This is a genomic window from Janthinobacterium sp. CG3 (genome assembly GCF_000344615.1).
Lineage (GTDB): Bacteria > Pseudomonadota > Gammaproteobacteria > Burkholderiales > Burkholderiaceae_D > Janthinobacterium.
Genome location: NZ_KB467824.1, coordinates 3500337 through 3526541, shown reverse-complemented (window position 1 = coordinate 3526541; position 26205 = coordinate 3500337). Strand labels below are relative to the sequence as shown.

The window sequence follows — 26205 nt, the reverse complement described above, 5'->3', positions numbered from 1 at the left end:
GCAGCGCTGGTGTGGCGATGGCGGAATGTTCGATGATGTTTCCTCTTTAATATTCGTCATGCGCAGCCAGGGCGGCAACGACGCGGCGAAGGTGAAGGATGGTGGGGAGGTGAAAGCCGTTGGCGGCGCGCCTTGTCGGCGCGCCGCCGGGCGACGGCGCCGGCCGCCGGGGCGGCGGCCGGGTGCAGCCACTTACTTCTTGTCGGTGTCGGTGGAGAAGTTCAAGGCCGGCGCTTCGTCGTCGCTTTTCTTCGGCTCGTCGGCTGGCGCCGGCGTGCCGTAGTCGGCCGGGGCGTCGATCTTCAACTCGATCTGCTCGGTCATGTCGGTTTTCTTCTCGACCGAAACCAGGTGCGGGAAGGCGATGATCAGGGCCACCATGACGACCTGGATGCAGACGAAGGGGATCGCGCCCCAGTAGATGTCGGAGGTCTTGACTTCCTTCGGCGCCACCGAGCGCAGGTAAAACAGCGCGAAGCCGAACGGCGGGTGCATGAACGAGGTTTGCATGTTCACGCCCAGCAGCACGCCGAACCAGATCAGGTCGATGCCGAGTTTTTCCGCCACCGGGCCGACCAGCGGCACCAGGATGAAGGCCAGCTCGAAGAAGTCGAGGAAGAAGGCCAGGCCGAAGAACATGATGTTGACGACGATCAGGAAGCCGGTGGTGCCGCCCGGCAGGTTCGACAGCAGGTGCTCGACCCACAGGTCGCCGTTCACGCCGCGGAACACCAGCGAGAACACGGTCGAGCCGATCAGGATGAAGATGACGAAGCAGGACAGGCGGGTGGTCGAGTTCATCGCCTGTTTCATCAGGCTCCACGACAGGCGGCGGTTGGCCATCGCCAGCAGGATCGCGCCCATCGCGCCCATGCCGCCGCCTTCGGTCGGCGTGGCCAGGCCGATGAAGATGGTGCCCAGCACCAGGAAGATCAGCGCCAGCGGCGGGATCATGACGAACACGACTTTTTCGGCCATGCGCGAGAGCAGGTTCAGTTTCAGGTGGCGGTTGGCCAGCGCGAAGGCGAAGGCGCCGACGATGCCGACGGCGGCGGCGAAGATGCCCAGTTCGTCCTTGGCCATGTTCGGATGGCCGGCGCGGTAGAACTCGGCGAAGGCGAACGAGGCGGCGACCGTGCCGACGACCAGGAACAGCAGCGAGACGGCGCCGCTGTTGCCGTTCGGCTGGCGCAGGTTGCGCGCCTCCAGCGGCAGCGCCGGCACGTGGTGCGGCTTGAAGATCGACAGGGCCAGCACGTAGCCGGCGTACATCGCCGTCAGCATCAGGCCGGGGATGAAGGCGGCCTTGTACATGTCGCCGACCGAGCGGCCGAGCTGGTCGGCCATGACGATCAGCACCAGCGACGGCGGGATGATCTGCGCCAGCGTGCCGGAGGCGGCGATGACGCCGGACGCCAGTTTTTTGTCGTAGCCGTAGCGCAGCATCACCGGCAGCGAGATCAGGCCCATCGAGATGACCGACGCGGCCACCACGCCGGTGGTGGCGGCCAGCAGCGCGCCGACGAAGATGACGGCGTAGGCGACGCCGCCGCGGATCGGCCCGAACAACTGGCCGATCGTGTCAAGCAGGTCCTCGGCCATGCCGGAGCGTTCGAGGATCAGGCCCATGAAGGTGAAGAAGGGGATCGCCAGCAGCGTGTCGTTGGCCATGATGCCGAAGATGCGGTTCGGCAGCGCCTGCAGCAGCTCCGGTTTCAGCAGCCCCAGTTCGATGCCGACGAAGCCGAAGAACAGGCCGTTGGCGGCCAGGGAAAACGCCACCGGGAAGCCGGATAGCAGGAAAATGACCAGGGCCCCGAACATGATCGGGGCGAGGTTCGCCGTTAAGAATAATTCCATGTCTCTGCGCCGCTTTTTATAAAGTTGTCGTCAATGTGCCAGCTGGGCCGTATCGCGTGTCAATCGAGGTTGTTGGCCGCCTTGATGGCCGCGATCTCGTCTTCCGGGGTGGCGACGTGCTTGGCGAATTCGTGGCCGTCGATCTGGCCGCGCAGGAAGGCGACGCGTTTGATGATCTCGGACAGGCCCTGCAGGATCAGCAGCAGGAAGCCGAGCGGCACCAGCAGCTTGGCCGGCCAGACGATCAGGCCGCCGGCGTTGCTCGACATTTCGGCGCTGGTGATCGACAGCCACGCGAACGGCACGCCGTAGTACAGGATGACCAGCGAGATCGGCAGCAGGAACACCACGAAGCCGAACAGGTCGATCCACACCTGGGTGCGTTTCGACAGGCGCCCGACGATGACGTCGATGCGCACGTGCTCGTCGCGCTTGAGGGTGTAGGCCGAGGCCAGCATGAAGATGGCGGCGAACAGGTACCACTGGATTTCCAGCCAGGCGTTGGAGCTGGAATTGAAAACGTAGCGTATCAGGGCGTTGACGGTGCAGATGATGACCGCGGCCAGCAGCGCCCAGCTGACGGCGCCGGCGATTTTTTCGTTCATCGTGTCGATGAAACGCGAGAGTGGCATAAACATGGGTGTGTCTCCTCTATCCTCTGGTGGACGCTTCTTTGGCGTCCGTTGGGGGCGTGCCGGGCGGGCGCTGCCCGCCCGCCGCGATGACGCGGCGCGCGCTTACTCGGCCAGTTGCGCGCGCACCCGGGCGATCGCGGCGCGCACCTGGCGCGGCGCGGTGCCGCCGACGTGGTCGCGCGCGGCGACCGAGCCTTCCAGCGTCAGCACGGCGAAGACGTCGTCCTCGATCAGGGCGGAGAAGGCGCGCAGCTGCTGCAGCGACAGGTCGGCCAGGTCGCAGCCGGCGTCGACGCAGGCGCGCACCGCGTGCGCGACCGCCTCGTGGGCGTCGCGGAACGGTAGGCCCTTCTTGACCAGGTAGTCGGCCAGGTCGGTGGCGGTGGCGTAACCCTGCAGCGCGGCCGCGCGCATGGCGTCCGGCTTGACGCTGATGCCGCCGGCCATGTCGGCGAAGATGCGCAGCGTGTCGACGACGGTGTCGACGGTGTCGAACAGCGGCTCCTTGTCTTCCTGGTTGTCCTTGTTGTAGGCCAGCGGCTGGCCCTTCATCAGGGTCAGCAGGCCGATCAGGTGGCCGTAGACGCGGCCGGTCTTGCCGCGCGCCAGTTCCGGCACGTCGGGGTTTTTCTTTTGCGGCATGATCGACGAACCGGTGCAGAAGCGGTCGGCGATGTCGATGAAGCCGACCCGCGGGCTCATCCAGATGACCAGTTCCTCGGCCATGCGCGAGACGTGCATCATCAGCACCGCGCCGGCGGCGCAGAACTCGATGGCGAAGTCGCGGTCCGAGACGGCGTCCAGCGAGTTGTGGCAGACGTCGTCGAAGCCGAGCGTCTTGGCCACGCGCAGGCGGTCGATCGGGAAGGTGGTGCCGGCCAGCGCGGCGGCGCCCAGCGGCAGGCGGTTGACGCGCTTGCGGCAGTCGGCCATGCGTTCGCTATCGCGGCCGAACATCTCGACGTAGGCCAGCATGTGGTGGCCGAAGGTGATCGGCTGGGCCACCTGCATGTGGGTGAAGCCGGGCATGATGGTGTCGGCGTGCAGTTCGGCCAGGTCGGTCAGGGCGCCGCGCAGCGTGCCGAGCAGGACGGTGATGTCGTCGATGGCCGCGCGCACGTACAGGCGGATGTCGGTGGCGACCTGGTCGTTGCGCGAGCGGCCGGTGTGCAGGCGCTTGCCGGCGTCGCCGACCAGTTCGGTCAGGCGCTTTTCAATGTTCAGGTGGACGTCCTCCAGGTCGAGCAGCCATTCGAACTGTCCGGCGCCGATTTCCTGGCTGATCTGGGCCATGCCGCGCTGGATCTCGGCGTAGTCGAAGGCGTTGATGATGCCCTGGGCGTGCAGCATGTCGGCGTGGGCCAGCGAGCCCTCGATATCGAACAGCGCCAGGCGTTTGTCGAAGAAGACCGATGCGGTATAACGTTTAACGAGGTCCGAGACCGGTTCGGAGAATCGCGCCGACCAGGCTTCGCTTTTTTTGGAGAGTTGAGCTGTCATAGAGTGGGGAGTGGGTCCGGTTGTTTTGACGATTATAAACAAGGAACGGGCGTGGTAGGGCATTTCGGCCATATAAGCGTCGGCCCGCGTGCACATCGCGGAAAGGTTTCAATTAACGCAAGCGGGGCGGCGCCAAAGCGCACAAATTGGCTTCGGCATGGGGTTTGCGTCATCTGTCCCGCCTTTTGCGCGTTGCGTCGCATTCGGCTGGCCGCGCGGGGGCCGTATGGCTACAGTTCAAGCATCGAAACGCCACTCAGCCGGAGGAAAACCTCATGAACATCGCCAAAAACATGGAAGCCCTTTTCGTCGCCGTCGCCGTCGTCGTCAGCGCCGCCAGCTTCGCCACCGCCGCCGCGCCGAAGGTGGCATTTGGCGCTATTGCCAGTGCATCAGGCTGGGCGGCACCAGCAGCGCCAGCGCCAGCGCCAGGTAGATCAGTTGCAGCGGCACCATCCACTTGGCCCAGGTGATCCACGGGATGCGCGCCAGCGCCAGCACGCCGACGGTGATGCCGGAAGTCGGTATCATCGGCGTGGTCAGTTCGCCGAGCTGGTAGGCCAGGATCGCGGTCTGGCGCGTCACGCCCACCAGGTCCGCCAGCGGCGCCATGATCGGCATCGTCAGCGCGGCCTGGCCGGTGCCGGAGTGGATGAAGAAGTTGATCACCGTTTGGATCAGGAACATTTTGTGGGCCGCGAAGATCGGGCTCGACGAGGCCACCAGCGGCATCAGGCTGTGCAGCATGGTGTCGATGATGTTGGCGTCGCGCGCCAGGATCATGGTGCCGCGCGCCAGCGCGATCACCAGCGCGGTGGTGACCAGGTCGCGCGCGCCCTGCTGGAAGGCGGCCACCAGCTGGTCGGCGTTGAGCCGGCCGATCAGGCCGACCGCCAGTGCCATCACCAGGAACAGGGCGGCGATTTCGTTGATGTACCAACCGAATTCGATCACCCCGAGCACCATCGCCCCCAGCGTCCCCATGAAGATCCACAGCACCAGCACGTGGGTGCGGGTCATGCCGTGGAAGTCGTCGAGATTAAGCGTGTGTTCGGCGCGCTTTTCCTGGTCGAGCGCGTAGGTCGGGCTTTTTTCCGGCGATTTCTTGATCTTCGCCGCGTACCACATCAGGAACAGCACGGTGACGGCGGTGGCCAGCGCCCACACCACCAGGCGGTAGCCCATGCCGGAGAAGATCGGCACGCCGGCGATGCCCTGGGCGACGCCGACGTTGAAGGGGTTCAGGAAGGCCGCCGCGAAGCCGACCTGCGAGCCGACGAAGGGGATCGAGACGCCGATGATCGAGTCGTAGCCGAGCGCCAGCGCCAGCGGCACGAAAATCAGGATAAAGGGGATCGCCTCCTCGGACATGCCGAAGGTGGCGCCGCCCAGCGAGAACAGGGTGACGAACAGCGGGATCACGCTGGCGCGCACCAGGCGCGAATGGGCGTGCGCCTTGGCGATCGATTTGATCAGCGAGTCGATCGCCTCGGTGCGTTGCAGCACGGCGAAGGCGCCGCCGACGATCAGCACGAAGCCGATGATCTGCGCCGCCTCGACGAAGCCTTTGATCGGCGCCATCATCAGCGCGGCGAAACCCTGCGGTTTGCTGGCGATGTAGTGGAACGAGCCGGGGTCGATCAGCGCCTTGCCGTCGACCATGTGGGTGTCGTATTTGCCGCCCGGGACCAGCCAGGTCGACAGCGCGATCAGCGCCAGGATGGCGAACAGCAGCACGAAGGTATTCGGCAGTTTGAGGCGTTTCATGGGTCCCCTTGTTGGTCGGCTTATGGGCGCCGCTTATTTAAACAAAAACCACCGGCGTGAATCGGCGGGGCGGGTGCGCCCGCCAGGGCGTAAGCCGACCTACGACACGTGCGCGATGCGCTTACTGGCTCAGCAGCTTGCCGCTGCGGAAGGCGGTGGCGCCGGCGATCTTGCCGACGTTCATGCCGCGCAGCACGTGGCGGTGCGCGCTGCGGGCGAAGAACACGCCCGCCACCGTGCAGCGCAGCGGCGTGCAGGCGCCGCTGACCGGGTCGGTCACTTCGGCCAGCACGGTGCCGGCCTCGACCCGCTGGCCCAGCTCGCACAGGAACACCAGCACGCCGGCGTGCGGCGCGAGAATCGGTTCGACGCCCTCCAGCGGCGTCGGCTGGCACAGCGGCGCCGGCAGCGACGGCGCCGCCGCGTCGATGACGCCGGCGTGCGCCAGGAAGCCGATCAGCGCCTCGGCGTCGCGCTGCGCCAGCGCGTAGCCGACGTCCATTTCGCCGCGCAGCTCGATCGTCGTCGACAGGCACGACAGCGGCAGCGGGAAGGCCGCGCCGAAGTGCTCGGCCAGTTCCCACCACAGGCGGCTGCAGGCTTCGTCGAAGGGTTCCTCGCCGGCCTCGCGCGCCAGCAGCACGGCGTGCGCGCCGAGCAGCGCCGACAGCGGCGCGACGGCGTCGGCCAGCGGCGTGCCGGTGTAGATGTGCAGCACCGCCTCGTTGTCGCAATGCAGATCGAGCACGATGTCGGCATCGATCGCCAGCCCGAGCAGGATTTTTTTCAGCGCGTCGGCGTCGGTCGACGCTTGCCAGCTCGCCACGCTGGCGCGCGCGTGGCGCCGCACCGCCGCGACGTTGGCGTCGGCGTCGGCGCCCAGCTCGCCCACCAGCGACTCCTTGAGTTCCTGCGCCACGTGCTTGTAGGCGCGGTTAAAGTTGACGCCGGTGCTCAGGTCGAAGCGGCCGAACGGCGCGCCGTGGATCGCCTGCGCCAGGCCGATCGGATTGGCCGCCGGCACCAGCACGACCTCGCCGCGGATCTTGCCGGCCGCCTCCAGCGCCAGCAGCTCGCGGCGCAGGAATTGCGCCACCAGCATGCCGGGTACTTCGTCGGCGTGCAGCGCGGCCTGGATGTAGACCTTTTTGCCGGTTCCCGGGGCGCCGAAATGAAAACTGTTCAGTGCGTAGGCGGTGCTGCTGTGCAGCGTGGAAATCGGGTGTTTTTCTGCTTGCATGGCGACTGGAGCGCCCCGGTCGGGGACGCGCGGTTGGTGGGATTCGATCCATTATGTTGCATTTTTTTCTCACTGTAAATGAACGTAAATTTATTTTCACAAAGCTGTTGTGTTTTCTTTTTGACATCGCTACAGTGGGATCGCCGCACAGCGCCATTGAAAGATCTTTTACACTATTTACACTATTCCGAGCGAAGGAAGCGCCTTGAGCCGAACCGGGCCACCGTTGAGGGAGACGCCGCCGGCGGGCGCCGACGCGGCCCGGCCCAGCGCCGACGTGGCGTTCGCCCAATCGACGCTTGGCCAGTCCCTGATCGAGGTGCTGGCGCACGGTTCGCCGTCGCGCCAGAGCATCGCCGACTTCCTGCTGCGCCACCAGTTGCGGGCGACCGCGCTGGGCATCGAAGAGCTGGCCGGCCAGTGCCGGGTGTCGACCGCCACCGTCAGCCGCTTCGCGCGCGAGCTCGGCTTCAAGAACTACGCGGCGATGCGCGCGGCGGTGGCGCAGGCGCTGCAGTCGGCGCTGCAGCCGGTCGAGAAGCTACGCAGCAGCATCGCGCGGCGCGCCGGGGCCGCCGCGCCGGCGATGGAAAGCCTGGAGTACGCGGCCGCCAGCATCGGCGCCACCGGCCAGGCGCTGTCGCCGTCCGGTTTCGAGCAGGTGGTGCGCCGGCTGGGCGGCGCGCGCACCGTGTACGTCATGGGGTTCGGCTTGTCGTCGCACCTGGCCAGCCTGCTGGCCTCGCATTTGGAGACGTTCTGCCCGCACGTGGTCGACGTCGCCGGCCAGGGCGGCACCGAGGTGGCGGCCGGCCGCCTGACCCATATCACCGCGCGCGACGTGCTGGTGGCCATATCGCTGCCGCGCTACGCGCTTGACGCGGTGCGCCTGGTGCATTTCGCCCGCGACCGCGGCGCCAGCGTGGTGGCGCTCACCGATTCGCCGGCCTCGCCGCTGGCCGGCCTGGGCGACCTGGTGCTGTACGCGCACAGCAGCCACCCGGTGCTGCCCAGCAGTTCGACCGCGGCGCTGGCCGTGATCGAGGCGTTGGTGGTGGCGCTGATGGTCTCGAACAAGAACAACGTCGACAAGGCGGCGCGCCTGACCGAGGCGGTCGCCGCCTACCTGTACGGCGCCGAGCCGGCGCCGGGCAAACCGGCGCGCAAGTCGCGCCAGTCCATTCGTGCCGGTTAGTTTTAATGCGTGTCAACGAGCGCCAAACCGGCGCGCCAGATTTCATATCCACCCGCAAGGACTACCGCGGCGTCGACCTGAGCGCCGCCGACCTGGAAACCCAGCACGGCGGCGCCGGCAAGCGCACCGCCAGCATCAGCGCCGGCTACGGCGACTTCGGGCGCGACGGCGTCTGCGGGACCTGACCGGCAGTTGGAACTGGAACAAGAACCTGAAGCTGCGCGCCGGCGTGCTCAACGTCGCCGACACCGAGCCGCCGTTCTCCAACCAGGGCGCGTTTTTCCTGGTCGGCTTCGATCCGACGTACACTGACCCGCGCGGACGCAGTTTCTTTCTCAGCGCAAACTATGCGTTTAAATAGCACGACACTTTATTAGCAGGAGAGCCCCACCGTGAAGCGATTCCAGATCTTTTTTCAACGCCTGAGCTGCGCCTGTCTGTTGGGGCTGGCCGGCCTGGCGGCGCAGGCCGCCGAGGCCGAGCCCGAATTCACGCTCAAGCCCGAGATGGGCACGCCGACCGGTTCGCTGGTCATCATTGGCGGCGGCCTGCGCGCCGACAACGCCGAGGTCTGGCAGCGGATCGTCGAGCTGGCCGGCGGCAAGGGCGCGCGCATCGCGGTGTTCCCGTCGGCCTCGATCAAGCCGGAGAAGTACGGCCAGAGCACCATCGACAAGCTCAACCAGTACGGCGCCAACGCCTTCTTCGTGCCGGTGGCCATCACGCTGGCCGGCAGCGACTACCGCGAGGCGGCCGACGACCCGGCGCTGGCGGCCAAGGTGCGCGGCGCCGCCGGCGTCTACTTCATCGGCGGCGACCAGGGCCGCATCACGCGCGCGCTGCTGCGCCCGGACGGCAGCCGCACCAGGGTGCTCGACGCGGTATGGTCGGTGTACCGCGGCGGCGGCGTCATCGCCGGTTCCAGCGCCGGCGCGGCCATCATGAGCAGCACCATGTTCTACGACGCCAAGCCGGTGCTGGAAATGCTGAAGATGGGCCTGACCGACGGCCGCGAGATCGCCCCCGGGCTGGGCTTCATCGGCAACGACGTCTTCGTCGACCAGCACCTGCTGGTGCGCGGGCGCTTCGCGCGCATGATCCCGGTGATGCTGAAGAAGGGCTACAAGCTCGGCCTGGGCATCGACGAGAACACCGCGATGGTCGTCACCGGCCGGCGCGACGTCGAAATCATCGGCTACAGCGGGGCGCTGCTGATCGACCTGTCGCGCGCCACCAGCGACGCCACCAGCAAGAACTTCAACGTCAGCAACGCCCTGGTCAGCTACCTCGACCGCGGCGACAAGTTCAACCTGGTGACGCGCGCGTTCACGCCGTCGCCGGACAAGGCCGACGGCAAGCTCGACCCGACCCAGCCCGACATGCGCGAGCCGGTCTTCACCAACGACATCCTGGGCAACAGCGCGGTGCTCGACCTGATGGGCAACCTGATCGACAACTCGCAGCAGGAGGCGATCGGCATTGCCTTCGGCAACCCGCGCGACGCGCTGGCCGAGCTGGGCTTCGAATTCAGGTTCAGCAAGACCGTCAACAGCGTCGGCTACAGCTCCAGCGAGGCGCAGGCCTACTCGGTGCTCAAGCTGCGCCTCGACATCCGCCCGATCCAGCTGCAGCAGCCCTTCTACCGCTACAAATAACGCGGGGAGGCGGACCGGAGGCGGACCGGGGACAGACCACGATTTCCGGGAAATACTTTCCCGGAAATCGTGGTCTGTCCCCGCTTACACCGCTTACACTTACAATACACGGCGTTTTTCCATTCGATTCAGACCCGACTGCAAGGATACCCATGTCTTTGTTTTGCCCCCGCTTCATCCTGGCCGGCTTCGCGCTGGCCGCCGGCCTGGCGCAGGCCGGCGCGGCCGTTCCCGCGCCGGCCACCGTGCGCCTCGACTACCAGCACAGCGGCAACACGCTGGCCGAGCAGTACGCCATCGAGCGCGTCGTCATCGAGCCGCTGCCGTGGCCGGGCGACATGGCGCGCACCCTCGACGACAGCGACCGCGGCGTGAACCGGGTCGAAGTGGTCGACCCGAAAACCGGCGAGCTGCTGTATTCGCGCGGCTTCAGCACCATTTTCGCCGAATGGCGCAGCACCGACGAGGCCAAGGGCCTGAGCCGGGCCTTCCAGGAATCGGTGCGCTTCCCGAAATTCGACAAGCCGGTGCGGGTGCGCATCCTCAAGCGCGACGAGCGCCACGCCTTCTCGGTGGTGTGGAGCGTCGACGTCGACGCCGACGCGCCCGACGTGGTGCGCAGGCAGCCGCCGGCGCCGGCCAGGCCGATCCCGATCCGCGTCAGCGGCGCCTCGCCCGGCAAGGTCGACCTGCTGATCCTCGGCGACGGCTACACCGCCGCCGAGATGGCCAAGTTCGAGGCCAGCGCGCGCAAGCTCGCCGAGCACCTGTTCAAGGTGGCGCCGTTCCGCGAGCGCGCCAAGGACTTCAACGTCTGGGCGCTGGCGCTGCCGACCCGGGAGTCGGGCGTGTCGCGGCCCTCGACCGGGGTGCACCACGCCTCGCCGCTGGGTACGCGCTACGACATCTTCGGCAGCGAGCGCTACGTGCTCACCGTCGACAACCGCGCGCTGCGCGAGCTGGCGCAGTACGCGCCCTACGAGTTCATTGAAATCCTGGTCAACAACGACACCTACGGCGGCGGCGGCATCTTCGGCCAGTTCAGCACGGCGGCGGCCAACAGCGACTGGGCCAACTACCTGTTCGTGCACGAATTCGGCCACCATTTCGCCGGGCTGGCCGACGAGTACTACACCTCGCCGGTGGCCTACCAGTCGAACGGCGAGCGGCTGGAGCCGTGGGAGCCGAACGCCACCGCGCTGCGCGATCCGGCCAAGCTGAAATGGAAAAGCCACGTCAAGGCCGGCACCGCCCTGCCGACGCCGTGGCCGAAGGCCGAATACGACGAGCACGCGCGCGGCTACCAGAAGACGCGCGCCGAGCTGCGCGCGGCGAACCGGCCGGAGTCGGAGATGAGCGCGCTGTTCAAGGCCGACCTGGAGCATACCCGCGAGCTGTTCTCGCGCGCGCCGCACCAGCACCAGGCCGGCGCCTTCGAGGGCGCCAATTACGAGGCCACCGGCTACTACCGCCCCGAGATGCAGTGCATCATGTTCGACCGCAGCGACGAATTTTGCTCGGTGTGCCGCGAGGCCATCGGCGGCATCATCGACCTGTACGCCGGCCCCGCCGCGCGCAAATAGCCGCGTCGGATCCTGCCGGCGCGCAGCTAGCGTGTCGTGGGTCGGATTCGCGGGACGCGTAATCCGACAATGTTGGCCGAAGCGCGACGCGCCGCTCCAAGCCAACGTTGTCTGCCGGCCCGCTCATCTCACGCCCGGCGGCCGGCCGGCTCTACCGCGCCACGCATTTTCAGTTCATCTTGTTAATTTTGACATAGATCAATGTTGCGACGCCGCAATTGCTCGTATAGTTGAGCCGTCCCGGGCCGATGCCGGTCCGCGCAGTTTGAACAGGAAGTTCGCCCCATGAAAATGATGTCCATGCCGCCGCCCGGCGCCGCCGGCCTCGACGCGCAGGCCCAGGCCGCGTGGGCGCGCGCCTGCGCGTCGCTGGCGCCGCAACCCCACCTGCGGGCCTGGCTGGACTGGGCCGCGCACCTGGCCGGCGCGCCGGACAAGCGCGCCGGGCTAGCGCAACTGGCGCTGCGCCAAGGCGGGCAACTGGCCGCCTACCTGGGCGCATGCCTGGTCGCCGGGCCGGGCGCGGCGCGCGCCGGCGTCGAGCCGCCCGAGCGCGGCCACCGCTTCGCCGCGCCGCAGTGGCAGCGGTGGCCGTTCAACCTGCTGCACCAGGGCTTCCTGCTGCAGCAGCGCTGGTGGAGCGACGCCACCCACGGCGTACCCGGCGTCGACCGGCACCACGAGGAAATGGTAGCGTTCATGGCGCGCCAGTGGCTCGACATATTCTCGCCCGGCAACCAGTTGGCAAGCAATCCGCTGGTACTCCAGCGCACGCTGGAGGAGGGCGGCGGCAACCTGCTGCGCGGCGCCGGCGTGCTGGCCGCCAAGCTGCGCCAACTGGCCAGCGACGCGCCGCCGCGCGGCACCGAGCATTTCGCCGTCGGCCGCGACGTCGCCGCCACGGCCGGCAAGGTGGTACTGAAGAATCGCCTGATGGAGCTGATCCAGTACAGCCCCGCCACCGCACAGGTCCACCCCGAGCCGATCCTGGTCGTGCCGGCCTGGATCATGAAGTACTACATCCTCGACCTGTCGCCGCACAATTCGCTGATCCGCTACCTGGTCGAACAGGGCCACACGGTATTTTGCATCTCGTGGAAAAACCCCGACGCCGCCGACCGCGACCTCGGCATGGACGACTACCTCGAACAAGGTTTCCACGCCGCGCTGGGCGCGGTCAACGCCATCGTCCCGCGGCGCAAGGTGCACGCCGCCGGTTACTGCCTGGGCGGCACCCTGCTGGCGATCGCGGCGGCGGCGATGGCGCGCGACGGCGACGCCCGCCTGGCGTCGCTGACCCTGTTCGCCGCCCAGACCGACTTCAGCGAACCGGGCGAGCTGGGGCTGTTCATCGACGAGGGCCAGATCGGCGCGCTGGAAGCGCAGATGGCGCAAACCGGCTACCTGAGCGGCGCGCAGATGGGCAGCGCCTTCCAGATGCTGCGTGCCGAGGATTTGCTGTGGTCGCGCCTGGTCAACGACTACCTGCTCGGCACCCCGGCCGAGATGAGCGACCTGATGGCGTGGAACGCCGACGCCACGCGCATGCCGGCGCGGATGCATTCGCAGTACCTGCGCCGCCTGTTCCTGGACAACGACCTGAGCGCGGGCCGCTATCCGGTCGGCGGCCGGCCGGTCGCGCTGAACGACATCGCGCTGCCGGTATTTTGCGTCGGCACGGCCAGCGACCACGTGGCGCCGTGGCGCTCGGTGTACAAGTTGCACCGCGAAAGCGCCACCGAGATCACCTTCGTGCTGACCAGCGGCGGCCATAACGCCGGCATCGTCAGCGAGCCGGGCCACCCGCACCGGCACTACCAGATCCACACCCGCGCGTGCGGCGCGCCGTACCAGGGGCCGGACGCCTGGGCCGCCGCCGCGCCGCGGCGCGACGGTTCGTGGTGGCCGGCCTGGACCGGCTGGCTGCGCCAGCGCTGCGGCGCGCCGCAAGCGGCGCCGCCCGCCGGCGCGGCCGCGCTCGGCTACCCCGTGCTGGGCGACGCGCCCGGCGCCTACGTGATGCAGAGGTAAGGATGATCGATCCCGGATTGCAGGGCAAGAAAGGGCTGGTGGTCGGCATCGCCAACGAGCACAGCATCGCCTGGGGCTGCGCCCGCGCCTTGCGCGCCGCCGGCGCCGAGCTGGCCGTCACCTGGCTCAACGACAAGGCGCGGCCGCACGTCGAACCGCTGGCGCGGCAACTGCCGGCGGCCATCGCCATGCCGCTCGACGTCACCTCGGCGCCGCAGATGGCGGCGCTGTTCGCGGCCATCGCGGCGCAGTGGGGCAGGCTCGACTTCCTGGTGCATTCGATCGCCTTCGCGCCGAAGCAGGATTTGCAGGGCCGCGTGGCCGACAGCTCGGCCGCCGGATTCGCCCAGGCGATGGACGTTTCCTGCCACTCCTTCGTGCGCATGGCCAAGCTGGCCGAGCCTTTGATGCGCCACGGCGGCAGCTTGATGACGATGAGCTACCTGGGCGCCGAGGAGGTGATCGGCGATTACGGCCTGATGGGGCCGGTGAAGGCGGCGCTGGAGGCGTCGGTGCGTTATCTGGCGGCCGAGCTGGGGCCGGCCGGCATCCGCGTCAACGCGGTGTCGCCGGGGCCGCTGGCGACCCGCGCCGCCTCCGGCATCGCCCATTTCGACCGGCTGCTGGCCGACGCCGCCGCGCGCGCGCCGTTGCGCCGCCTGGTCGACATCGACGACGTCGGCGCGCTGTGCGCTTTTTTGGCCGGCGACGCCGCCCGCGCCATCACCGGCGGCACGCTGTACGTCGACGCCGGCTACCACATCCTGAATTGATAGTCAGGTTGGGGGCCTGCGCGGACGCCACAGTTGAGCGAACTCAACTAGAGGAATTCGTGCCACCGCGCCGGTATAGGGGTAGTATGGAAAACCTTTCTGGCGCCGCCGGTAATAGGGGCTGCGCTGTTTTTTGTTCAACTTTCCGTATTCGCAGCAGCGAACGGTTTTTTCCCTCGTTTAAAAGGACCCACCATGACCACGAATACCGAACTGCCGATGAATCTGTACAAAGCCAACTTGGAACTGTTGCAAACCGCGGGCAAGCTGGTGCAGGAAAGCGGCCAACAATTCATGAGCCAGGGCACGCCGGGCGACTTGCAATCGTTCGCCGGCAACCTGGCCAGCAGCCAGGCCGCCTTTTTCCAGGGCATGACCGCCGCCGTCCAGGCCTGGCAAAAGGAATCGACCGCCGCCATGAGCAGCCTGAACACCGCCGCGCCGTTCGGCAGCGCGATGGGCGACTTCATGAAACAGTTCAACAAGTAATCGCACGCACGTCGTCCCAGCCAGCGGCGGGGGAAGAGCGGGGTCAGACCCCACGGGTCTGGCCCCGGCTTTTTGCCGCTGGTTTTACACGCGGCCGCGGCCCTCGCGCCGCCTCAATCCTGACCATTCCGCGCATATGACGATAGTTCCAGACGACGACCTGAAGATCATCCGCAACCGCACCTTCGACCAGATCGCCATCGGCGACAGCGCCGCCATCGAACGCACGCTGAGCACCGAGGACATCCAACTGTTCGCGGTGATGTCGGGCGACGACAATCCGCAGCACGTCGATCCGGAGTTCGCCGCCTCGACCCGCTTCCACGGCGTTATCGCCCACGGCATGTGGGGCGCGGCGCTCATTTCCGCCGTACTCGGCACGCGCCTGCCCGGCCCCGGCACCATTTACCGCGGCCAGACGCTGCGCTTCCTGCTACCGGTGCGGGTCGGCGACACGCTGACCATCAGCGTCACCGTCGGCGCCATCGTGGCCGAGAAGAAGCTGCTCAGGCTCGACTGCCTGTGCGTCAACCAGGACGGCAAGACCGTCATCGAGGGCGAGGCCGAGGTCATCGCGCCGACCGAGGCTATCGTGCGCCCGCGCACCACCCTGCCCGAGGTGCGCCTGAGCACCGGCGGCGGCGTGCAGCGCCTGCTCGACCACGTCGCGTCGATGGCGGCGATCCGCGTCGCGGTGATCCACCCCTGCGACGAACTGAGCCTGTCGGCCGCGCTCGACGCCCGCGCCGCCGGCCTGATCGTGCCGGTGCTGGTGGCGCCGCGCGCCAGGCTGGAGGCGCTGGCCGCCGCCGCCGGGCTGGACTTGGCCGGCGTCGAGATCGAGGACGTCGCCCACAGCCACGCGGCGGCGGCGCGCGGCGCCGAGATGGCCGGCAGGGGCCAGGTCGAGGCGCTGATGAAGGGTAGCCTGCACACCGACGAGCTGATGGCCGCGGTGCTGGCGCCGGCGGCCGGGCTGCGTACCAAGCGCCGCATCAGCCATTGCTTCCTGATGCAAACGCCGGCCTATCCGCGCCCCTTCATCATCACCGACGCCGCCATCAACATCGCCCCGACGCTGGAGCACAAGGCCGACATCGTGCGCAACGCCATCGACCTGGCCCACGCCATCGGCGTCGCGCTGCCGCGCGTGGCCATCCTGGCGGCGGTGGAGACGGTCAACCCGAACATGCCGGCCACGCTGGACGCGGCGGCGCTGTGCAAAATGGCCGACCGCGGCCAGATCAGCGGCGCGCTGCTGGACGGCCCGCTGGCCTTCGACAACGCCGTCTCGGCCGCCGCCGCCCGCGTCAAGGGCATCGTCTCGGAAGTGGCGGGGCGGGCCGACGTGCTGGTGGTGCCGGACCTCGAAAGCGGCAACATGCTGGCCAAGCAGCTTGAATATATGGGCGACGCGGCCAGCGCCGGCATTGTGCTGGGCGCCAAGGTGCCGATCGTACTGACCAGCCGCGCCGATTCGCGCGAAAGCCGCATCGCCTCCTGCGCCATCGCCCTGATGCTGGCGCACCAGTACCGCGCCAGTCCGCCATGAAAAACCAGGCCGAACTGATCCTGGTGCTGAACTGCGGCTCGTCGAGCATCAAGTTCGCGCTGTTCGGCGCCGGCGCCGGCGCCGCGGCGCCGCCGCGCCAGGCCGAGTGGAGCGGCAAGGTGAGCGGCATCGGCGGCCCGAAGGCGGCCTACCGCGACAGCGCCGGCGCCGCAGAGGACCTGGCGGACGGCGCGCCCAAGCCCTACCACGGCGCGCTCGAGCGCATCCGCGCCCACGTCGTCGCGCGCCTGGACGGGCGCGCCCTGCGCGCCGTGGCGCACCGGGTGGTCCACGGCGGCAGCAAATACTCGGCGCCGACGCGTATCGACGCCGCCGTGCTGGCCGACTTGAAAACCTTCATTCCGCTGGCGCCGCTGCACCAGCCGTTCGCGCTCGAGGCCATCGAGGTGCTGCTGGCCGAGCTGCCCGGGCTGGCGCAGGTGGCCTGTTTCGACACCGCCTTCCACCACACCGTGGAGCAGGTCGAGCAAATGCTGCCGCTGCCGTACGCGGCGTGGCAACGCGGCCTGCGCCGCTACGGCTTCCACGGCCTGTCGTACGAGTACATGGCCGAGGTGCTGCCGGAGCGCTTCGGCGCCCCCGCGCGCGGGCGCGTCATCGTCGCTCACCTGGGCAGCGGCGCCAGCCTGTGCGCGCTGCGGGACTTGCGCAGCGTCGCCACGACCATGGGTTTTTCCGCGCTCGACGGGTTGATGATGGGCACCCGCTGCGGCGCGCTCGACCCCGGCGCGGTGCTGTACATGATGGAGGTGGAAAAGCTGACGCTGCAGCAGGTCGGCCACCTGCTGTACCACGAGTCCGGCCTGCTGGGCGTGTCCGGTGTGTCGGCCGACCCGCCGGTGCTGCTGGAACTGGAAGGGCGCGGCGACGCCACCGGCGAACGGGTGCGCGCCGCGCTGGCGTTGTACGTGCGCCGCATCGTGCGCGAGGTCGGCGCGCTGACGGCGATCCTCGGCGGGCTGGACTTGTTGGTGTTTACCGCCGGCGTGGGCGAGCACAGCGCCGAGCTGCGCCAGCGCATCTGCGCCGGCCTCGGCTTCCTGGGGCCGCAACTGGACCCGGCCGCCAACGCCGTCCACGGCGCGCTGATCTCGGCGCCGGACAGCCGCCTGCTGGTCGGCGTCGAACCCACCAACGAGGAATGGATCGCGGCGCGCCACGCCGCGGCCACGCTCGCCTGAGCGCTTGAGGCCGCTTGTCTTGCAGAAATTTTATTCTTGCAACGTGTGCTAGCGCACAGAAGGGTGGAGGCGGAGTCGTTATTCTGCATGCATGTTGTGGTTTTGCTTTGGCAGAAGCGGACCCGATACCTGGCAGATTTATGAATGTTTGCCCGCTTCCTATAAAACTAAATAAACATCCATCCAAACTCGAAAGGTTACACACCATGAATAAATTACTCGCCACCCTGATCGCCGCCACCTTCGCCACGTCGGCATTCGCCCAGACCGCTGTTCCAGCGCCAGCCGCGCCAGCCACCGAAGCCGTTGTGAAGGCCGAAGCCAAAGCTGAAAAAGCCAATTCCAAGGCTGTCGTGAAAGAAATGAAAGTGGACGCCAACGCCGACGAAAACGTCGCCGAAGCGGCCGTCAAGGCCGACAAGAAAAAGCAGAAAGCCCACGCCAAAGCGCACAAAGCCCATGCCAAAGCGGCCGATAAAGTCGCCGGCGCGGACGCCGAAGACAAAATGAAGGCCGAAGCCAAAGCCGACAAAGCCGTTGCCGGCGCCGATGCCAAAGCCATCAAGAGCTCGGTGAAAGCCAACGAAAAACTGGCCAAGGAACAAGTTGAGGCGAGCGCCGACAAGGCCATCGCCGCCACCAAAACCGAAGAAGTCAAAGCCAAGGGCGCCGCCGACGTGAAAGCCGCCGCGGCCAAGAAGTAATCAGTAGTCAGTAGACCGGCCGGCCCGACAGCCGCCCCGCCAAAAGAACCAGAAACGTTAATCTGGGGACGGACCCGACCGGTCCGACCCCGGCTTTTCGCCTTTGGTTCTTTTGTCATGGGCGGCTTTTTTCATGGCGCCGGCCGATTGTGTTTGGTGGCGTGGCGCATCTGCGGCTTCTCGCCGGCGGCGGCCTTGGCGAACGCCTCGCGCGCGCGCTGGTAGCCATACTGCCACTGCGTTTCCACCTGGACGACGAAGCTGCGGTAGTCGGCCGGCATCACCAGGCGGATGCGGTTTTCGCGCCACGCCAGCTTTTGCTGCATGCCGCTGCTGCGCAGCACCTGCTCGACATCCGAGGAATCGATCCACACGTCGGCGCGCTGGGCGTGGATATGCCGCAGGCGCTGGTTGCCGTCGATGCCCAGCACCGCCCGCAGCGCCGGAATGGCCGCGTTCTGGCTGAACGGCGCCTTCATCTCGATCACCACGCTGTGCGCCATCCGCTGCGCCACCTCGATCGGGAACAGGTCGATCACGCCGCCCATGTAGTGCTGGTCCTCGTGGGCGTGGCAGCGGAAATAAAACATATCCGAAATCGAAATGCGCACCGCGTCGCCGATCGGCATGCCGACGTCGGTGAGCAGGCGCGGCGCAATGGCGTTGTCGCCCCATTGCGGCGCGCTCAGCGGCGAGACCATGCCGTCGAGTAGGGCGGCGCTGCGCGCGTCGCCGAACACCGTCTCGGCGAACAGCTTGCGCCCGGCGCGCAACTGGCCGACGTCCTCCGGTTCGAACAGGATCTTGCCGCCGACGATGGCCACCGCCGGCGCGTCGTACGACTGCCGCGGCGGCAGCGGCAGCTCGGGCGGAATCTCGAAGAAATAGTCGTCGAACAGGTCCGGGACCAGCTTGGTGCGGCCTTTTTGCAGGCGGCGTTTCAGCGCGCGCACAAAGGAGCGGCCGATGGCCGCCTTCGGCGTCGACTGCAGGCCGCACAGGAAGGCGTACATCGCCGGCGAACTGACCCAGGCCTTGCGCTGGGCGTCGTCGGGCAGGGCCTGGATCACGGCCGCGGCGATCGAGCCGCCGCAGCTGGCCAGCAGTAAGTCGGGTGGATTGCCGCTGTCGACGGCGGCGGCGTACATGCCGAGGTAGTAGGGGAAGCGGAAGCCGCCGCCGGCCATCACCAGGCAGCGCTGATATTTGGGGGATTGGTTCATGGTTCAAGATCATCCAGCGTTGCCGGGATTTCCGTGGGTCGGGTTAGCCCGCATTCCGTTACACGGCGTGGCTAACCCGACGACGTTGGCGTGGAGCTGCGCGTCCCGCCTCGGCCAACATGGTCGGATTACGCTACGCTCATCCGACCTGCGGCAGGTTAACTGAAGGTCGCGTCAGACGATCGGCGTCAGCGACACCGGTTTCAGCTTCGACTCCAGCGTCTTGCCCTTGCGCGCGCGCTTGCCGAAGTGGGCAGCCAGGCCGGTGGCCGACAGGCGCGCCTCCTGCGGTTTCGCGGCGCGGCCGATGCCCGACACCAGCACGCCCTTCTGGCTGATCGGCTGTGCCGCCAGCAGTTTTTCCTTGGCGTCGAGCTCCATCAGCGTGACGCCGCGGCCGCCGTTGGTCAGCGTCTTCATCTCGTCGAGGCCGAACACCAGCAGGCGCGCGCCGTCCGAGACGCAGGCCACGGCGCTGGCGCCGTCGGCGACCACCCGCGGCGCCAGCGGCAGGTCGCCCTCGTCGAGGGTGATGTAGGCCTTGCCGCCCTTGATGCGGCTGACCATGTCGCCGGCCTTGGCGAGGAAGCCGTAGCCGGCGCTCGATGCCAGCAACAGCAGCGTGGCGGCGTTGCCGGCGAAGTAGTGCAGGATGCGCGCGCCGCCGGCCAGGTCGACCAGCGTGGTGATCGGCACGCCGTCGCCGCGGGCGTTGGGCAGGGCCGCCACCGGCACCGAATAGATCTTGCCGTTGTTGCCGAAGCCGAGCAGGGTGTCGACGGTGCGGCACTCGAAGGCGCCGTGCAGTGTGTCGCCGGCCTTGAAGGTGAACAGCGCCTGGTCGTGGCCGACGCCGGTGCGGGCGCGGATCCAACCCTTGTCGGAGACGATCACGGTGACCGGCTCGTCGACCACCTTCTGCTCGGCGACGGCTTTTTGCGCCTCCTCGATCAGCGTGCGGCGGGCGTCGCCGAACTGCTTGGCGTCGGTCTCGATTTCCTTGATGATGCAGCGCTTCATCGACGCCGGGTTCTCGAGCAGGTCTTGCAACGCCTGGCGCTCCTTGCGCAGCTCGGCCAGCTCCTGCTGGATCTTGATGGTTTCCAGCCGCGCCAGTTGGCGCAGGCGGATTTCCAGGATGTCCTCGGCCTGGATCTCCGACAGTTTGAAGGCCTCGATCAGGGCCGCCTTCGGTTCGTCCGATTGGCGGATGATCTGGATCACCTTGTCGATGTTCAGCAGGATCGCCTCGCGACCCTCGAGGATGTGGATGCGGGCGTCGACCTTGCCCAGCTTGAAGGTGCTGCGCCGGGTCACGGTGGTGAAGCGGAAATCGATCCATTCGCGCAGGATGTCGCCCAGGCCCTTCTGCCGCGGCCGGCCGTCGCCGCCTATCATCACCAGGTTGATCGAGGTCGACGATTCGAGCGAGGTGTGCGCCAGCAGCATCAACATGAACTCGGTCTGGTCCTGGTTCTTCGACTTCGGCTCGAACACCAGGCGCACCGGCGCGGCGCGGCCGGACTCGTCGCGGATGGTGTCGAGCGAATTCAGGACCAGCGCCTTGAGCGTGATCTGCTCGGGCGACAGGGTTTTCTTGCCCAGCTTGATTTTCGGATTGGTCAGCTCTTCGATCTCTTCCAATACCTTCTGCGACGAGGTGCCCGGCGGCAGTTCGGTGACCACCGCCTGCCACTGGCCGCGCGCCAGCTCTTCGATCTTCCAGCGCGCCCGCACCTTCATGCTGCCGCGGCCGTTGGCGTACATGTCCTGGATCAGCGCCGGCGGCGTGATGATCTGGCCGCCGCCCGGGAAGTCCGGGCCGGGGATGATCGCCATCAGCTCGGCGTGCGTCATTTTCGGGTTGCGGATCAGCGCCACGGCGGCCTGCGCCACCTCGGCCAGGTTGTGCGACGGGATCTCGGTGGCCAGGCCGACGGCGATGCCGGAGGCGCCGTTGAGCAGCACCATCGGCAGGCGCGCCGGCAGCAGCTTCGGCTCCTCGGTCGAGCCGTCGTAGTTCGACTGGAAGTCGACCGTGCCCATGTTGATCTCTTCCATCAGCAGGCGGGCGATCGGCGTCAGGCGCGCCTCGGTGTAGCGCATCGCCGCGGCGCCGTCGCCGTCGCGCGAGCCGAAATTGCCCTGGCCGTCGATCAGCGGGTAGCGCAGCGAGAAGTCCTGCGCCATGCGCACCAGCGCGTCGTAGACCGACTGGTCGCCGTGCGGGTGCAATTTGCCGAGCACGTCGCCGACCACGGCGGCCGACTTGCGCGGCTTGGCGGTGGCGTTCAAGCCCAGTTCGTTCATCGCGTACAGGATGCGCCGCTGCACCGGCTTCTGGCCGTCGCAGACGTCGGGCAGGGCGCGCCCCTTGACCACCGAGATCGCGTAGTCGAGGTAGGCGCGCTCGGCGAAGGTGGACAGGGTCAGCGTTTCGCCGTCGGCGGGTGGCTCCGGCGGCTCGGGCGGGGTGGCGTCAAATAGGTTTGCTTGTGTGGACATAGTGTTGTTCGGTGTTGAAATGGGGGTGCGGCGGCGCGGCGCCGGGCGCCGGGCCGCCGTGTCGGCGCGGTCAGATGTCCGCTTCGGCCTCGTTGCCGTGTTCCTCGATCCAGGCGCGGCGTCCGGCCGCCTCGCCCTTGCCCATCAGCATGTTGAAGCGCGCCGACGAGGCCGAGTGGTCGATCTCGCCCAGCGCCACCGGCAGCAGGCGGCGCGTGTCGGGGTTCATCGTGGTCTCCCACAACTGCTCGGCGTTCATCTCGCCCAGGCCCTTGAAGCGGGAAATCGCCCAGGCGCCCTGCTTGACGCCCTCCTTGCGCAGCTTGTCCTCGATGGCGACGAGCTCGCCGTCGTCGAGCGCGTAGATCTTCTGGATCGGCTTCTTGCCGCGCGCCGGCGCGTCGACGCGGTACAGGGGCGGGCGGGCGATGCAGATGTGGCCGCTGGCGATCAATTGCGGGAAATGCTTGAAGAACAAGGTCAGCAACAGCACCTGGATGTGCGAGCCGTCCACGTCCGCGTCCGAGAGGATGCAGATCTTGCCGTAGCGCAGGCCGGACATGTCGGGCGCGTCGCCGTGGCTGTGCGGGTCGACGCCGATGGCCACCGCCATATCGTGGATCTCGTTGTTGGCGAACAGGCGGTCGCGGTCGGTCTCCCACGAGTTCAGCACCTTGCCGCGCAGCGGCAGGATGGCCTGGAATTCCTTGTCGCGGCCCATCTTGGCGGAACCGCCGGCGGAGTCGCCCTCGACCAGGAACAGCTCGTTGCGGCCGATGTCGGTCGATTCGCAGTCGGTCAGTTTGCCGGGCAGGACGGCGACGCCGGAGGATTTCTTCTTCTCGACCTTTTGCAGCGAGCGCTGGCGCGACTGCGCCTGTTTGATGACCAGGTCGGCCAGCTTCCTGCCGTATTCGACGTGCTGGTTCAACCACAACTCCAGCGGCGGCTTGGTGAAGGTCGACACCAGGCGCACCGCGTCGCGGGAATTCAGGCGCTCCTTGATCTGGCCCTGGAACTGCGGGTCCAGCACCTTCGCCGACAGCACGAAGGAGGCGCGCGCGAAGACGTCCTCGGGCAGCAGCTTGACGCCCTTGGGCAGCAGCGAATGCATCTCGACGAAGTTCTTGACGGCGCCGAACAGGCCCTCGCGCAGGCCGGACTCGTGGGTGCCGCCGTTCGAGGTGGGGATCAGGTTGACGTAGGATTCGCGCACGATGGCGCCTTCCTCGGTCCAGGCCACCACCCAGGCCGCGCCCTCGCCCTCGGCGAAACCCTCGGCGTCGGGGCCGGCGTACTGCGCGCCCTCGAACAGCGGGATCAGGGTCTCGCCGTTGGAGACCTGGGCCAGCGACTCGGTCAGGTAGCCGCGCAGGCCCTCGGCGTACAACCAGGTCTGCACGTCGCCGCTCTTGGCGTTGGTCAGCGTGACGGTGACGCCGGGCAGCAGCACCGCCTTCGAGCGCAACAGGCGCTGCAGCTCGGTCTGGGAAATCTGCGGCGAGTCGAAATACTTCGGATTCGGCCAGGCCGTGACGCGGGTGCCGGACTTCTTGCCCTCGCGCGGCGCCGGGCGGGAGTTGAGCGGCTCGATCACCTCGCCGTCGGCGAACACCATGTGGTGCAGGCCGTTGCCGTTGTCCTCCTTGCGCCAGACGGTGATCTCCAGGCGCGACGAGAGCGCGTTGGTGACCGAGACGCCGACGCCGTGCAGGCCGCCGGAGAAGGCGTAGGCGCCGCCGGAGCCCTTGTCGAACTTGCCGCCGGCGTGCAGGCGGGTGAAGACGATTTCCACGGTCGGCACGTTTTCCTCGGGGTGCAGGCCGACCGGGATGCCGCGGCCGTTGTCCTCGACGGTAACGCTGCCGTCGACGTTTTGCGTCACGGAGATCAGATTGCAATGACCGCCGAGCGCCTCGTCGGACGCGTTGTCGATCACTTCCTGGATGATGTGCAGCGGATTTTCAGTGCGGGTATACATCCCCGGGCGTTGCTTGACGGGTTCCAGTCCCTTGAGGACGCGGATCGATGATTCGCTGTAGTCTGATGCGGGTTTTTTAGTGGCCATACGTGTTCAAGCTGATAAAGGCGGTACTGGGTTTATGCGGACGCCTGCGCATTCTATCCTTATCGGGGCGCAATACGCCAAACGGCGAGCGCCGAAACCCCGCCGCCGTCCGGAAAAACACGAAACGCGGCGATTTTTACATCTTGTTTACACCCGTCCCTGGAGTCTTTACGAAATTTTTAGACGCTTCCCGCTAACCTTCACGGCATCAAAACAAACCTTACTGGGGATGGTGATGGATATCGTATTTATCGGCTTGATTGCCGCGTTTTTCGCCGCCGTGTGCGGCTTTGCCGTCGCTTGCGACACATTGGGAGGCCCGCAATGAACGCGTTTTATGTGCTCGGCGCGGTCGTGTCGGCCGCCCTGTTGGTGTATTTGCTGGTGGCGCTGTTGAAGGCGGAGCAGCTGTGATGACGACGCCATCGATATTGTTGTTGCTGGCCTTCCTGCTGGTGTTGCTGGCGCTGGCCTATCCGCTCGGCCTGTATATGGCCAGGGTCGCCGGCGCCGCCCCGATCCGCGGCCTGGGCTGGCTGCGGACATGCGAAAACGGCCTGTACCGCCTGGCCGGTCTGCCCGCCGACAAGGCGATGGGCTGGAAGCGCTACGCCATCGCGCTGATCGTCTTCAACACGCTCGGCGCCGTCTTCGTCTACGCGCTGCAGCGCCTGCAGGGCGTGTTGCCGCTGAATCCGCGGGGCCTGGGCGCGGTCAGCCCGGATTCCTCGTTCAACACGGCGGTCAGTTTCGTCGCCAACACCAACTGGCAGGGCTACGGCGGCGAGCAGACGATGAGTTACCTGACGCAAATGCTGGGCCTGGCCGGGCAGAATTTCTTTTCCGCCGCGACCGGCATCTGCGTCATTTTCGCGCTGCTGCGCGGGTTTTCGTCGCGCAGCTCTAAGTCGATCGGCAATTTCTGGGTCGATATGACGCGCTCGACGCTGTATGTGTTGTTGCCGCTGTCGCTGCTCTTCGCCGTCGCGTTGATGGGCCAGGGCGTGGTCCAGAACTTCGCCGCCTATACCGAGGTGGCGCTGCTGGAGCCGGTCGCGTACGCGGCGCCGCACACCGGCGCCGACGGCCAGCCCGCGCTCGACGCGGCCGGCCAGCCGGTGCTGCAAGCCCGGCTCGCCACGACGCAAACCCTGGCCATGGGCCCGGTCGCGTCGCAGGAGGCGATCAAGCTGCTCGGCACCAACGGCGGCGGCTTCTTCAACGCCAACTCGGCCCATCCGTTCGAGAACCCCAGCGCGCTGAGCAATTTCCTGCAGATGCTGGCGATCTTCCTGATCCCGGCCGGCTTGTGCTTCACCTTCGGGCGCATGGTCGGCGATATGCGCCAGGGCTGGGCGGTGCTGGCCGCGATGACCTTGCTGTTTACCGCGCTGACGCTGGCCCTGATGGGCGCCGAGCAGGTCGCGCATCCGGCCTTGCAGGCGCTGGGCGTCGACCAGGGCGCCAGCGCCTTGCAGGCCGGCGGCAATATGGAGGGCAAGGAGACGCGCTTCGGCATCGGCGGCTCGACGCTGTTCGCGGCCGTGACGACGGCGGCCTCCTGCGGCGCCGTCAACGCGATGCACGACTCGTTCATGCCGCTGGGCGGCGCCGTGCCGCTGCTGTTGATGCAGTTCGGCGAAGTCATTTTCGGCGGCGTCGGCACCGGCCTGTACGGCATGCTGATGTTCGCCATCCTGGCGGTGTTCATCGCCGGCTTGATGATAGGGCGCACCCCGGAATACCTGGGCAAGAAGATCCAGGCCTACGAAATGAAGATGACCTCGCTGGCCATCCTGGCGACGCCGGCCCTGGTGCTCAGCGGCACCGCCGTCGCCGTCATGCTCGATGCCGGCAAGGCCGGCATCCTGAACCCCGGCGCGCACGGTTTCTCGGAGGTGCTGTACGCCTTCACCTCGGCCGCCAACAACAACGGCAGCGCCTTCGCCGGCCTGTCCGCCAACACGCCCTTCTATAACGTGATGCTGGCCGTGGCGATGTGGTTCGGCCGCTTCGGCGTGATCGTGCCGGTGCTGGCCGTGGCCGGTTCGTTGGCCGCCAAGCAGCGCCTGGCGGCCAACGCCGGCACCATGCCGACCCACGGTCCGATGTTCATCGCCTTGCTGGTCGGGATCGTGGTCCTGGTCGGCGTGCTCAATTACGTGCCGGCGCTGGCGCTCGGCCCGGTCATCGAACATCTGCAACTTTTCACCAAATAAGAGG

General features: G+C 67.3%; 21 protein-coding genes. 13 read left to right on the top strand and 8 right to left on the bottom strand.

Annotation, left to right across the window (positions count from 1 at the left end; genetic code table 11):
• Positions 1-192 precede the first annotated feature (192 nt).
• The 5 genes from JANGC3_RS0115490 to JANGC3_RS0115465 form a co-directional block, all read right to left on the bottom strand.
• Entirely contained in the window at positions 193-1860 is a 1668-nt protein-coding gene (locus JANGC3_RS0115490; RefSeq protein WP_017877403.1) for a TRAP transporter large permease, read from the bottom strand.
• Positions 1861-1919: 59 nt separating this feature from the next.
• Positions 1920-2492, bottom strand: coding sequence for a TRAP transporter small permease subunit (locus JANGC3_RS0115485; protein WP_017877402.1), 573 nt, complete (start codon positions 2490-2492; stop codon positions 1920-1922).
• A 105-nt stretch (positions 2493-2597) separates the two neighbouring features.
• Positions 2598-3995 (bottom strand): argininosuccinate lyase, encoded by a 1398-nt coding sequence (argH, locus tag JANGC3_RS0115480; protein ID WP_017877401.1) that lies wholly within the window; start codon positions 3993-3995, stop codon positions 2598-2600.
• 378 nt (positions 3996-4373) lie between these two features.
• A complete protein-coding gene (locus tag JANGC3_RS0115470; protein ID WP_017877399.1) occupies positions 4374-5762 on the bottom strand; it encodes a YfcC family protein in 1389 nt (462 codons plus the stop codon).
• Between the two features lie 121 nt (positions 5763-5883).
• Positions 5884-7002 carry a succinylglutamate desuccinylase/aspartoacylase family protein gene (locus JANGC3_RS0115465; RefSeq protein ID WP_017877398.1) on the bottom strand — a complete coding sequence of 373 codons (1119 nt, stop codon included), beginning with the start codon at positions 7000-7002 and terminating at the stop codon, positions 5884-5886.
• 205 nt (positions 7003-7207) lie between these two features.
• Here JANGC3_RS0115465 and JANGC3_RS0115460 point away from each other — a divergent pair, with 205 nt between their 5' ends.
• The 10 genes from JANGC3_RS0115460 to JANGC3_RS0115410 all read left to right on the top strand — a co-directional run bounded on the left by JANGC3_RS0115460 (position 7208) and on the right by JANGC3_RS0115410 (position 18186).
• Positions 7208-8197, top strand: coding sequence for a MurR/RpiR family transcriptional regulator (locus tag JANGC3_RS0115460; protein ID WP_232429713.1), 990 nt, complete (start codon positions 7208-7210; stop codon positions 8195-8197).
• Positions 8198-8202: 5 nt separating this feature from the next.
• Positions 8203-8382, top strand: a complete 180-nt coding sequence (locus tag JANGC3_RS33825; RefSeq protein ID WP_017877396.1) for a hypothetical protein — start codon at positions 8203-8205, stop codon at positions 8380-8382.
• Between the two features lie 321 nt (positions 8383-8703).
• Complete coding sequence (locus tag JANGC3_RS0115445; RefSeq protein ID WP_157406965.1) at positions 8704-9852, top strand: cyanophycinase; 1149 nt, start codon at positions 8704-8706, stop codon at positions 9850-9852.
• Between the two features lie 152 nt (positions 9853-10004).
• A complete protein-coding gene (locus JANGC3_RS0115440; RefSeq protein ID WP_017877393.1) occupies positions 10005-11435 on the top strand; it encodes an IgA Peptidase M64 in 1431 nt (476 codons plus the stop codon).
• 285 nt (positions 11436-11720) lie between these two features.
• Positions 11721-13466 carry a PHA/PHB synthase family protein gene (locus JANGC3_RS0115435; protein ID WP_017877392.1) on the top strand — a complete coding sequence of 582 codons (1746 nt, stop codon included), beginning with the start codon at positions 11721-11723 and terminating at the stop codon, positions 13464-13466.
• 2 nt (positions 13467-13468) lie between these two features.
• Positions 13469-14239, top strand: coding sequence for an enoyl-ACP reductase FabI (gene fabI / locus JANGC3_RS0115430; protein ID WP_017877391.1), 771 nt, complete (start codon positions 13469-13471; stop codon positions 14237-14239).
• A gap of 195 nt (positions 14240-14434) precedes the next feature.
• A complete protein-coding gene (locus tag JANGC3_RS0115425) occupies positions 14435-14728 on the top strand; it encodes a hypothetical protein (RefSeq protein WP_017877390.1) in 294 nt (97 codons plus the stop codon).
• Between the two features lie 136 nt (positions 14729-14864).
• Positions 14865-16280, top strand: a complete 1416-nt coding sequence (locus JANGC3_RS0115420; RefSeq protein WP_017877389.1) for a bifunctional enoyl-CoA hydratase/phosphate acetyltransferase — start codon at positions 14865-14867, stop codon at positions 16278-16280.
• Positions 16277-17482 carry an acetate/propionate family kinase gene (locus tag JANGC3_RS0115415; RefSeq protein ID WP_017877388.1) on the top strand — a complete coding sequence of 402 codons (1206 nt, stop codon included), beginning with the start codon at positions 16277-16279 and terminating at the stop codon, positions 17480-17482. Before JANGC3_RS0115420 ends, JANGC3_RS0115415 begins: the two co-directional genes overlap by 4 nt.
• 206 nt (positions 17483-17688) lie before the next feature.
• Positions 17689-18186, top strand: coding sequence for a hypothetical protein (locus tag JANGC3_RS0115410; protein WP_017877387.1), 498 nt, complete (start codon positions 17689-17691; stop codon positions 18184-18186).
• Between the two features lie 131 nt (positions 18187-18317).
• Here JANGC3_RS0115410 and JANGC3_RS0115405 read toward each other — a convergent pair whose 3' ends face one another.
• The 3 genes from JANGC3_RS0115405 to JANGC3_RS0115395 form a co-directional block, all read right to left on the bottom strand.
• Positions 18318-19409 (bottom strand): patatin-like phospholipase family protein, encoded by a 1092-nt coding sequence (locus JANGC3_RS0115405; RefSeq protein ID WP_017877386.1) that lies wholly within the window; start codon positions 19407-19409, stop codon positions 18318-18320.
• A gap of 174 nt (positions 19410-19583) precedes the next feature.
• Entirely contained in the window at positions 19584-21914 is a 2331-nt protein-coding gene (gene parC, locus JANGC3_RS0115400) for a DNA topoisomerase IV subunit A (protein ID WP_017877385.1), read from the bottom strand.
• Between the two features lie 70 nt (positions 21915-21984).
• Positions 21985-23982 (bottom strand): DNA topoisomerase IV subunit B, encoded by a 1998-nt coding sequence (locus JANGC3_RS0115395; RefSeq protein ID WP_026133024.1) that lies wholly within the window; start codon positions 23980-23982, stop codon positions 21985-21987.
• On the opposite strand from JANGC3_RS0115395, the gene JANGC3_RS33295 reads away from it, so the two are divergent.
• From JANGC3_RS33295 to kdpA, 3 genes are read left to right on the top strand one after another with little or no spacing between them, the layout of a single operon-like run.
• Positions 23975-24310 carry a hypothetical protein gene (locus JANGC3_RS33295; RefSeq protein WP_198292030.1) on the top strand — a complete coding sequence of 112 codons (336 nt, stop codon included), beginning with the start codon at positions 23975-23977 and terminating at the stop codon, positions 24308-24310. The genes JANGC3_RS0115395 and JANGC3_RS33295 overlap by 8 nt on opposite strands.
• Complete coding sequence (gene kdpF / locus JANGC3_RS29410; RefSeq protein WP_017877382.1) at positions 24307-24396, top strand: K(+)-transporting ATPase subunit F; 90 nt, start codon at positions 24307-24309, stop codon at positions 24394-24396. Before JANGC3_RS33295 ends, kdpF begins: the two co-directional genes overlap by 4 nt.
• On the top strand, positions 24396-26201 hold the full coding sequence (kdpA, locus tag JANGC3_RS0115380; RefSeq protein ID WP_017877381.1) for a potassium-transporting ATPase subunit KdpA: 1806 nt from the start codon (positions 24396-24398) through the stop codon (positions 26199-26201). The genes kdpF and kdpA overlap by 1 nt, the downstream gene beginning before the upstream one ends.
• Positions 26202-26205 lie beyond the last annotated feature (4 nt).

Coding starts and splice junctions, on each gene's coding strand:
- JANGC3_RS0115490 (WP_017877403.1), bottom strand. CDS start 1,860: ATGGAATTATTCTTAACGGCGAACCTCGCCCCGATCATGTTCGGGGCC.
- JANGC3_RS0115485 (WP_017877402.1), bottom strand. CDS start 2,492: ATGCCACTCTCGCGTTTCATCGACACGATGAACGAAAAAATCGCCGGC.
- argH (WP_017877401.1), bottom strand. CDS start 3,995: ATGACAGCTCAACTCTCCAAAAAAAGCGAAGCCTGGTCGGCGCGATTC.
- JANGC3_RS0115470 (WP_017877399.1), bottom strand. CDS start 5,762: ATGAAACGCCTCAAACTGCCGAATACCTTCGTGCTGCTGTTCGCCATC.
- JANGC3_RS0115465 (WP_017877398.1), bottom strand. CDS start 7,002: ATGCAAGCAGAAAAACACCCGATTTCCACGCTGCACAGCAGCACCGCC.
- JANGC3_RS33825 (WP_017877396.1), top strand. CDS start 8,203: ATGCGTGTCAACGAGCGCCAAACCGGCGCGCCAGATTTCATATCCACC.
- JANGC3_RS0115445 (WP_157406965.1), top strand. CDS start 8,704: ATGGGCACGCCGACCGGTTCGCTGGTCATCATTGGCGGCGGCCTGCGC.
- JANGC3_RS0115440 (WP_017877393.1), top strand. CDS start 10,005: ATGTCTTTGTTTTGCCCCCGCTTCATCCTGGCCGGCTTCGCGCTGGCC.
- JANGC3_RS0115435 (WP_017877392.1), top strand. CDS start 11,721: ATGAAAATGATGTCCATGCCGCCGCCCGGCGCCGCCGGCCTCGACGCG.
- fabI (WP_017877391.1), top strand. CDS start 13,469: ATGATCGATCCCGGATTGCAGGGCAAGAAAGGGCTGGTGGTCGGCATC.
- JANGC3_RS0115425 (WP_017877390.1), top strand. CDS start 14,435: ATGACCACGAATACCGAACTGCCGATGAATCTGTACAAAGCCAACTTG.
- JANGC3_RS0115420 (WP_017877389.1), top strand. CDS start 14,865: ATGACGATAGTTCCAGACGACGACCTGAAGATCATCCGCAACCGCACC.
- JANGC3_RS0115415 (WP_017877388.1), top strand. CDS start 16,277: ATGAAAAACCAGGCCGAACTGATCCTGGTGCTGAACTGCGGCTCGTCG.
- JANGC3_RS0115410 (WP_017877387.1), top strand. CDS start 17,689: ATGAATAAATTACTCGCCACCCTGATCGCCGCCACCTTCGCCACGTCG.
- JANGC3_RS0115405 (WP_017877386.1), bottom strand. CDS start 19,409: ATGAACCAATCCCCCAAATATCAGCGCTGCCTGGTGATGGCCGGCGGC.
- parC (WP_017877385.1), bottom strand. CDS start 21,914: ATGTCCACACAAGCAAACCTATTTGACGCCACCCCGCCCGAGCCGCCG.
- JANGC3_RS0115395 (WP_026133024.1), bottom strand. CDS start 23,982: ATGGCCACTAAAAAACCCGCATCAGACTACAGCGAATCATCGATCCGC.
- kdpF (WP_017877382.1), top strand. CDS start 24,307: ATGAACGCGTTTTATGTGCTCGGCGCGGTCGTGTCGGCCGCCCTGTTG.
- kdpA (WP_017877381.1), top strand. CDS start 24,396: ATGACGACGCCATCGATATTGTTGTTGCTGGCCTTCCTGCTGGTGTTG.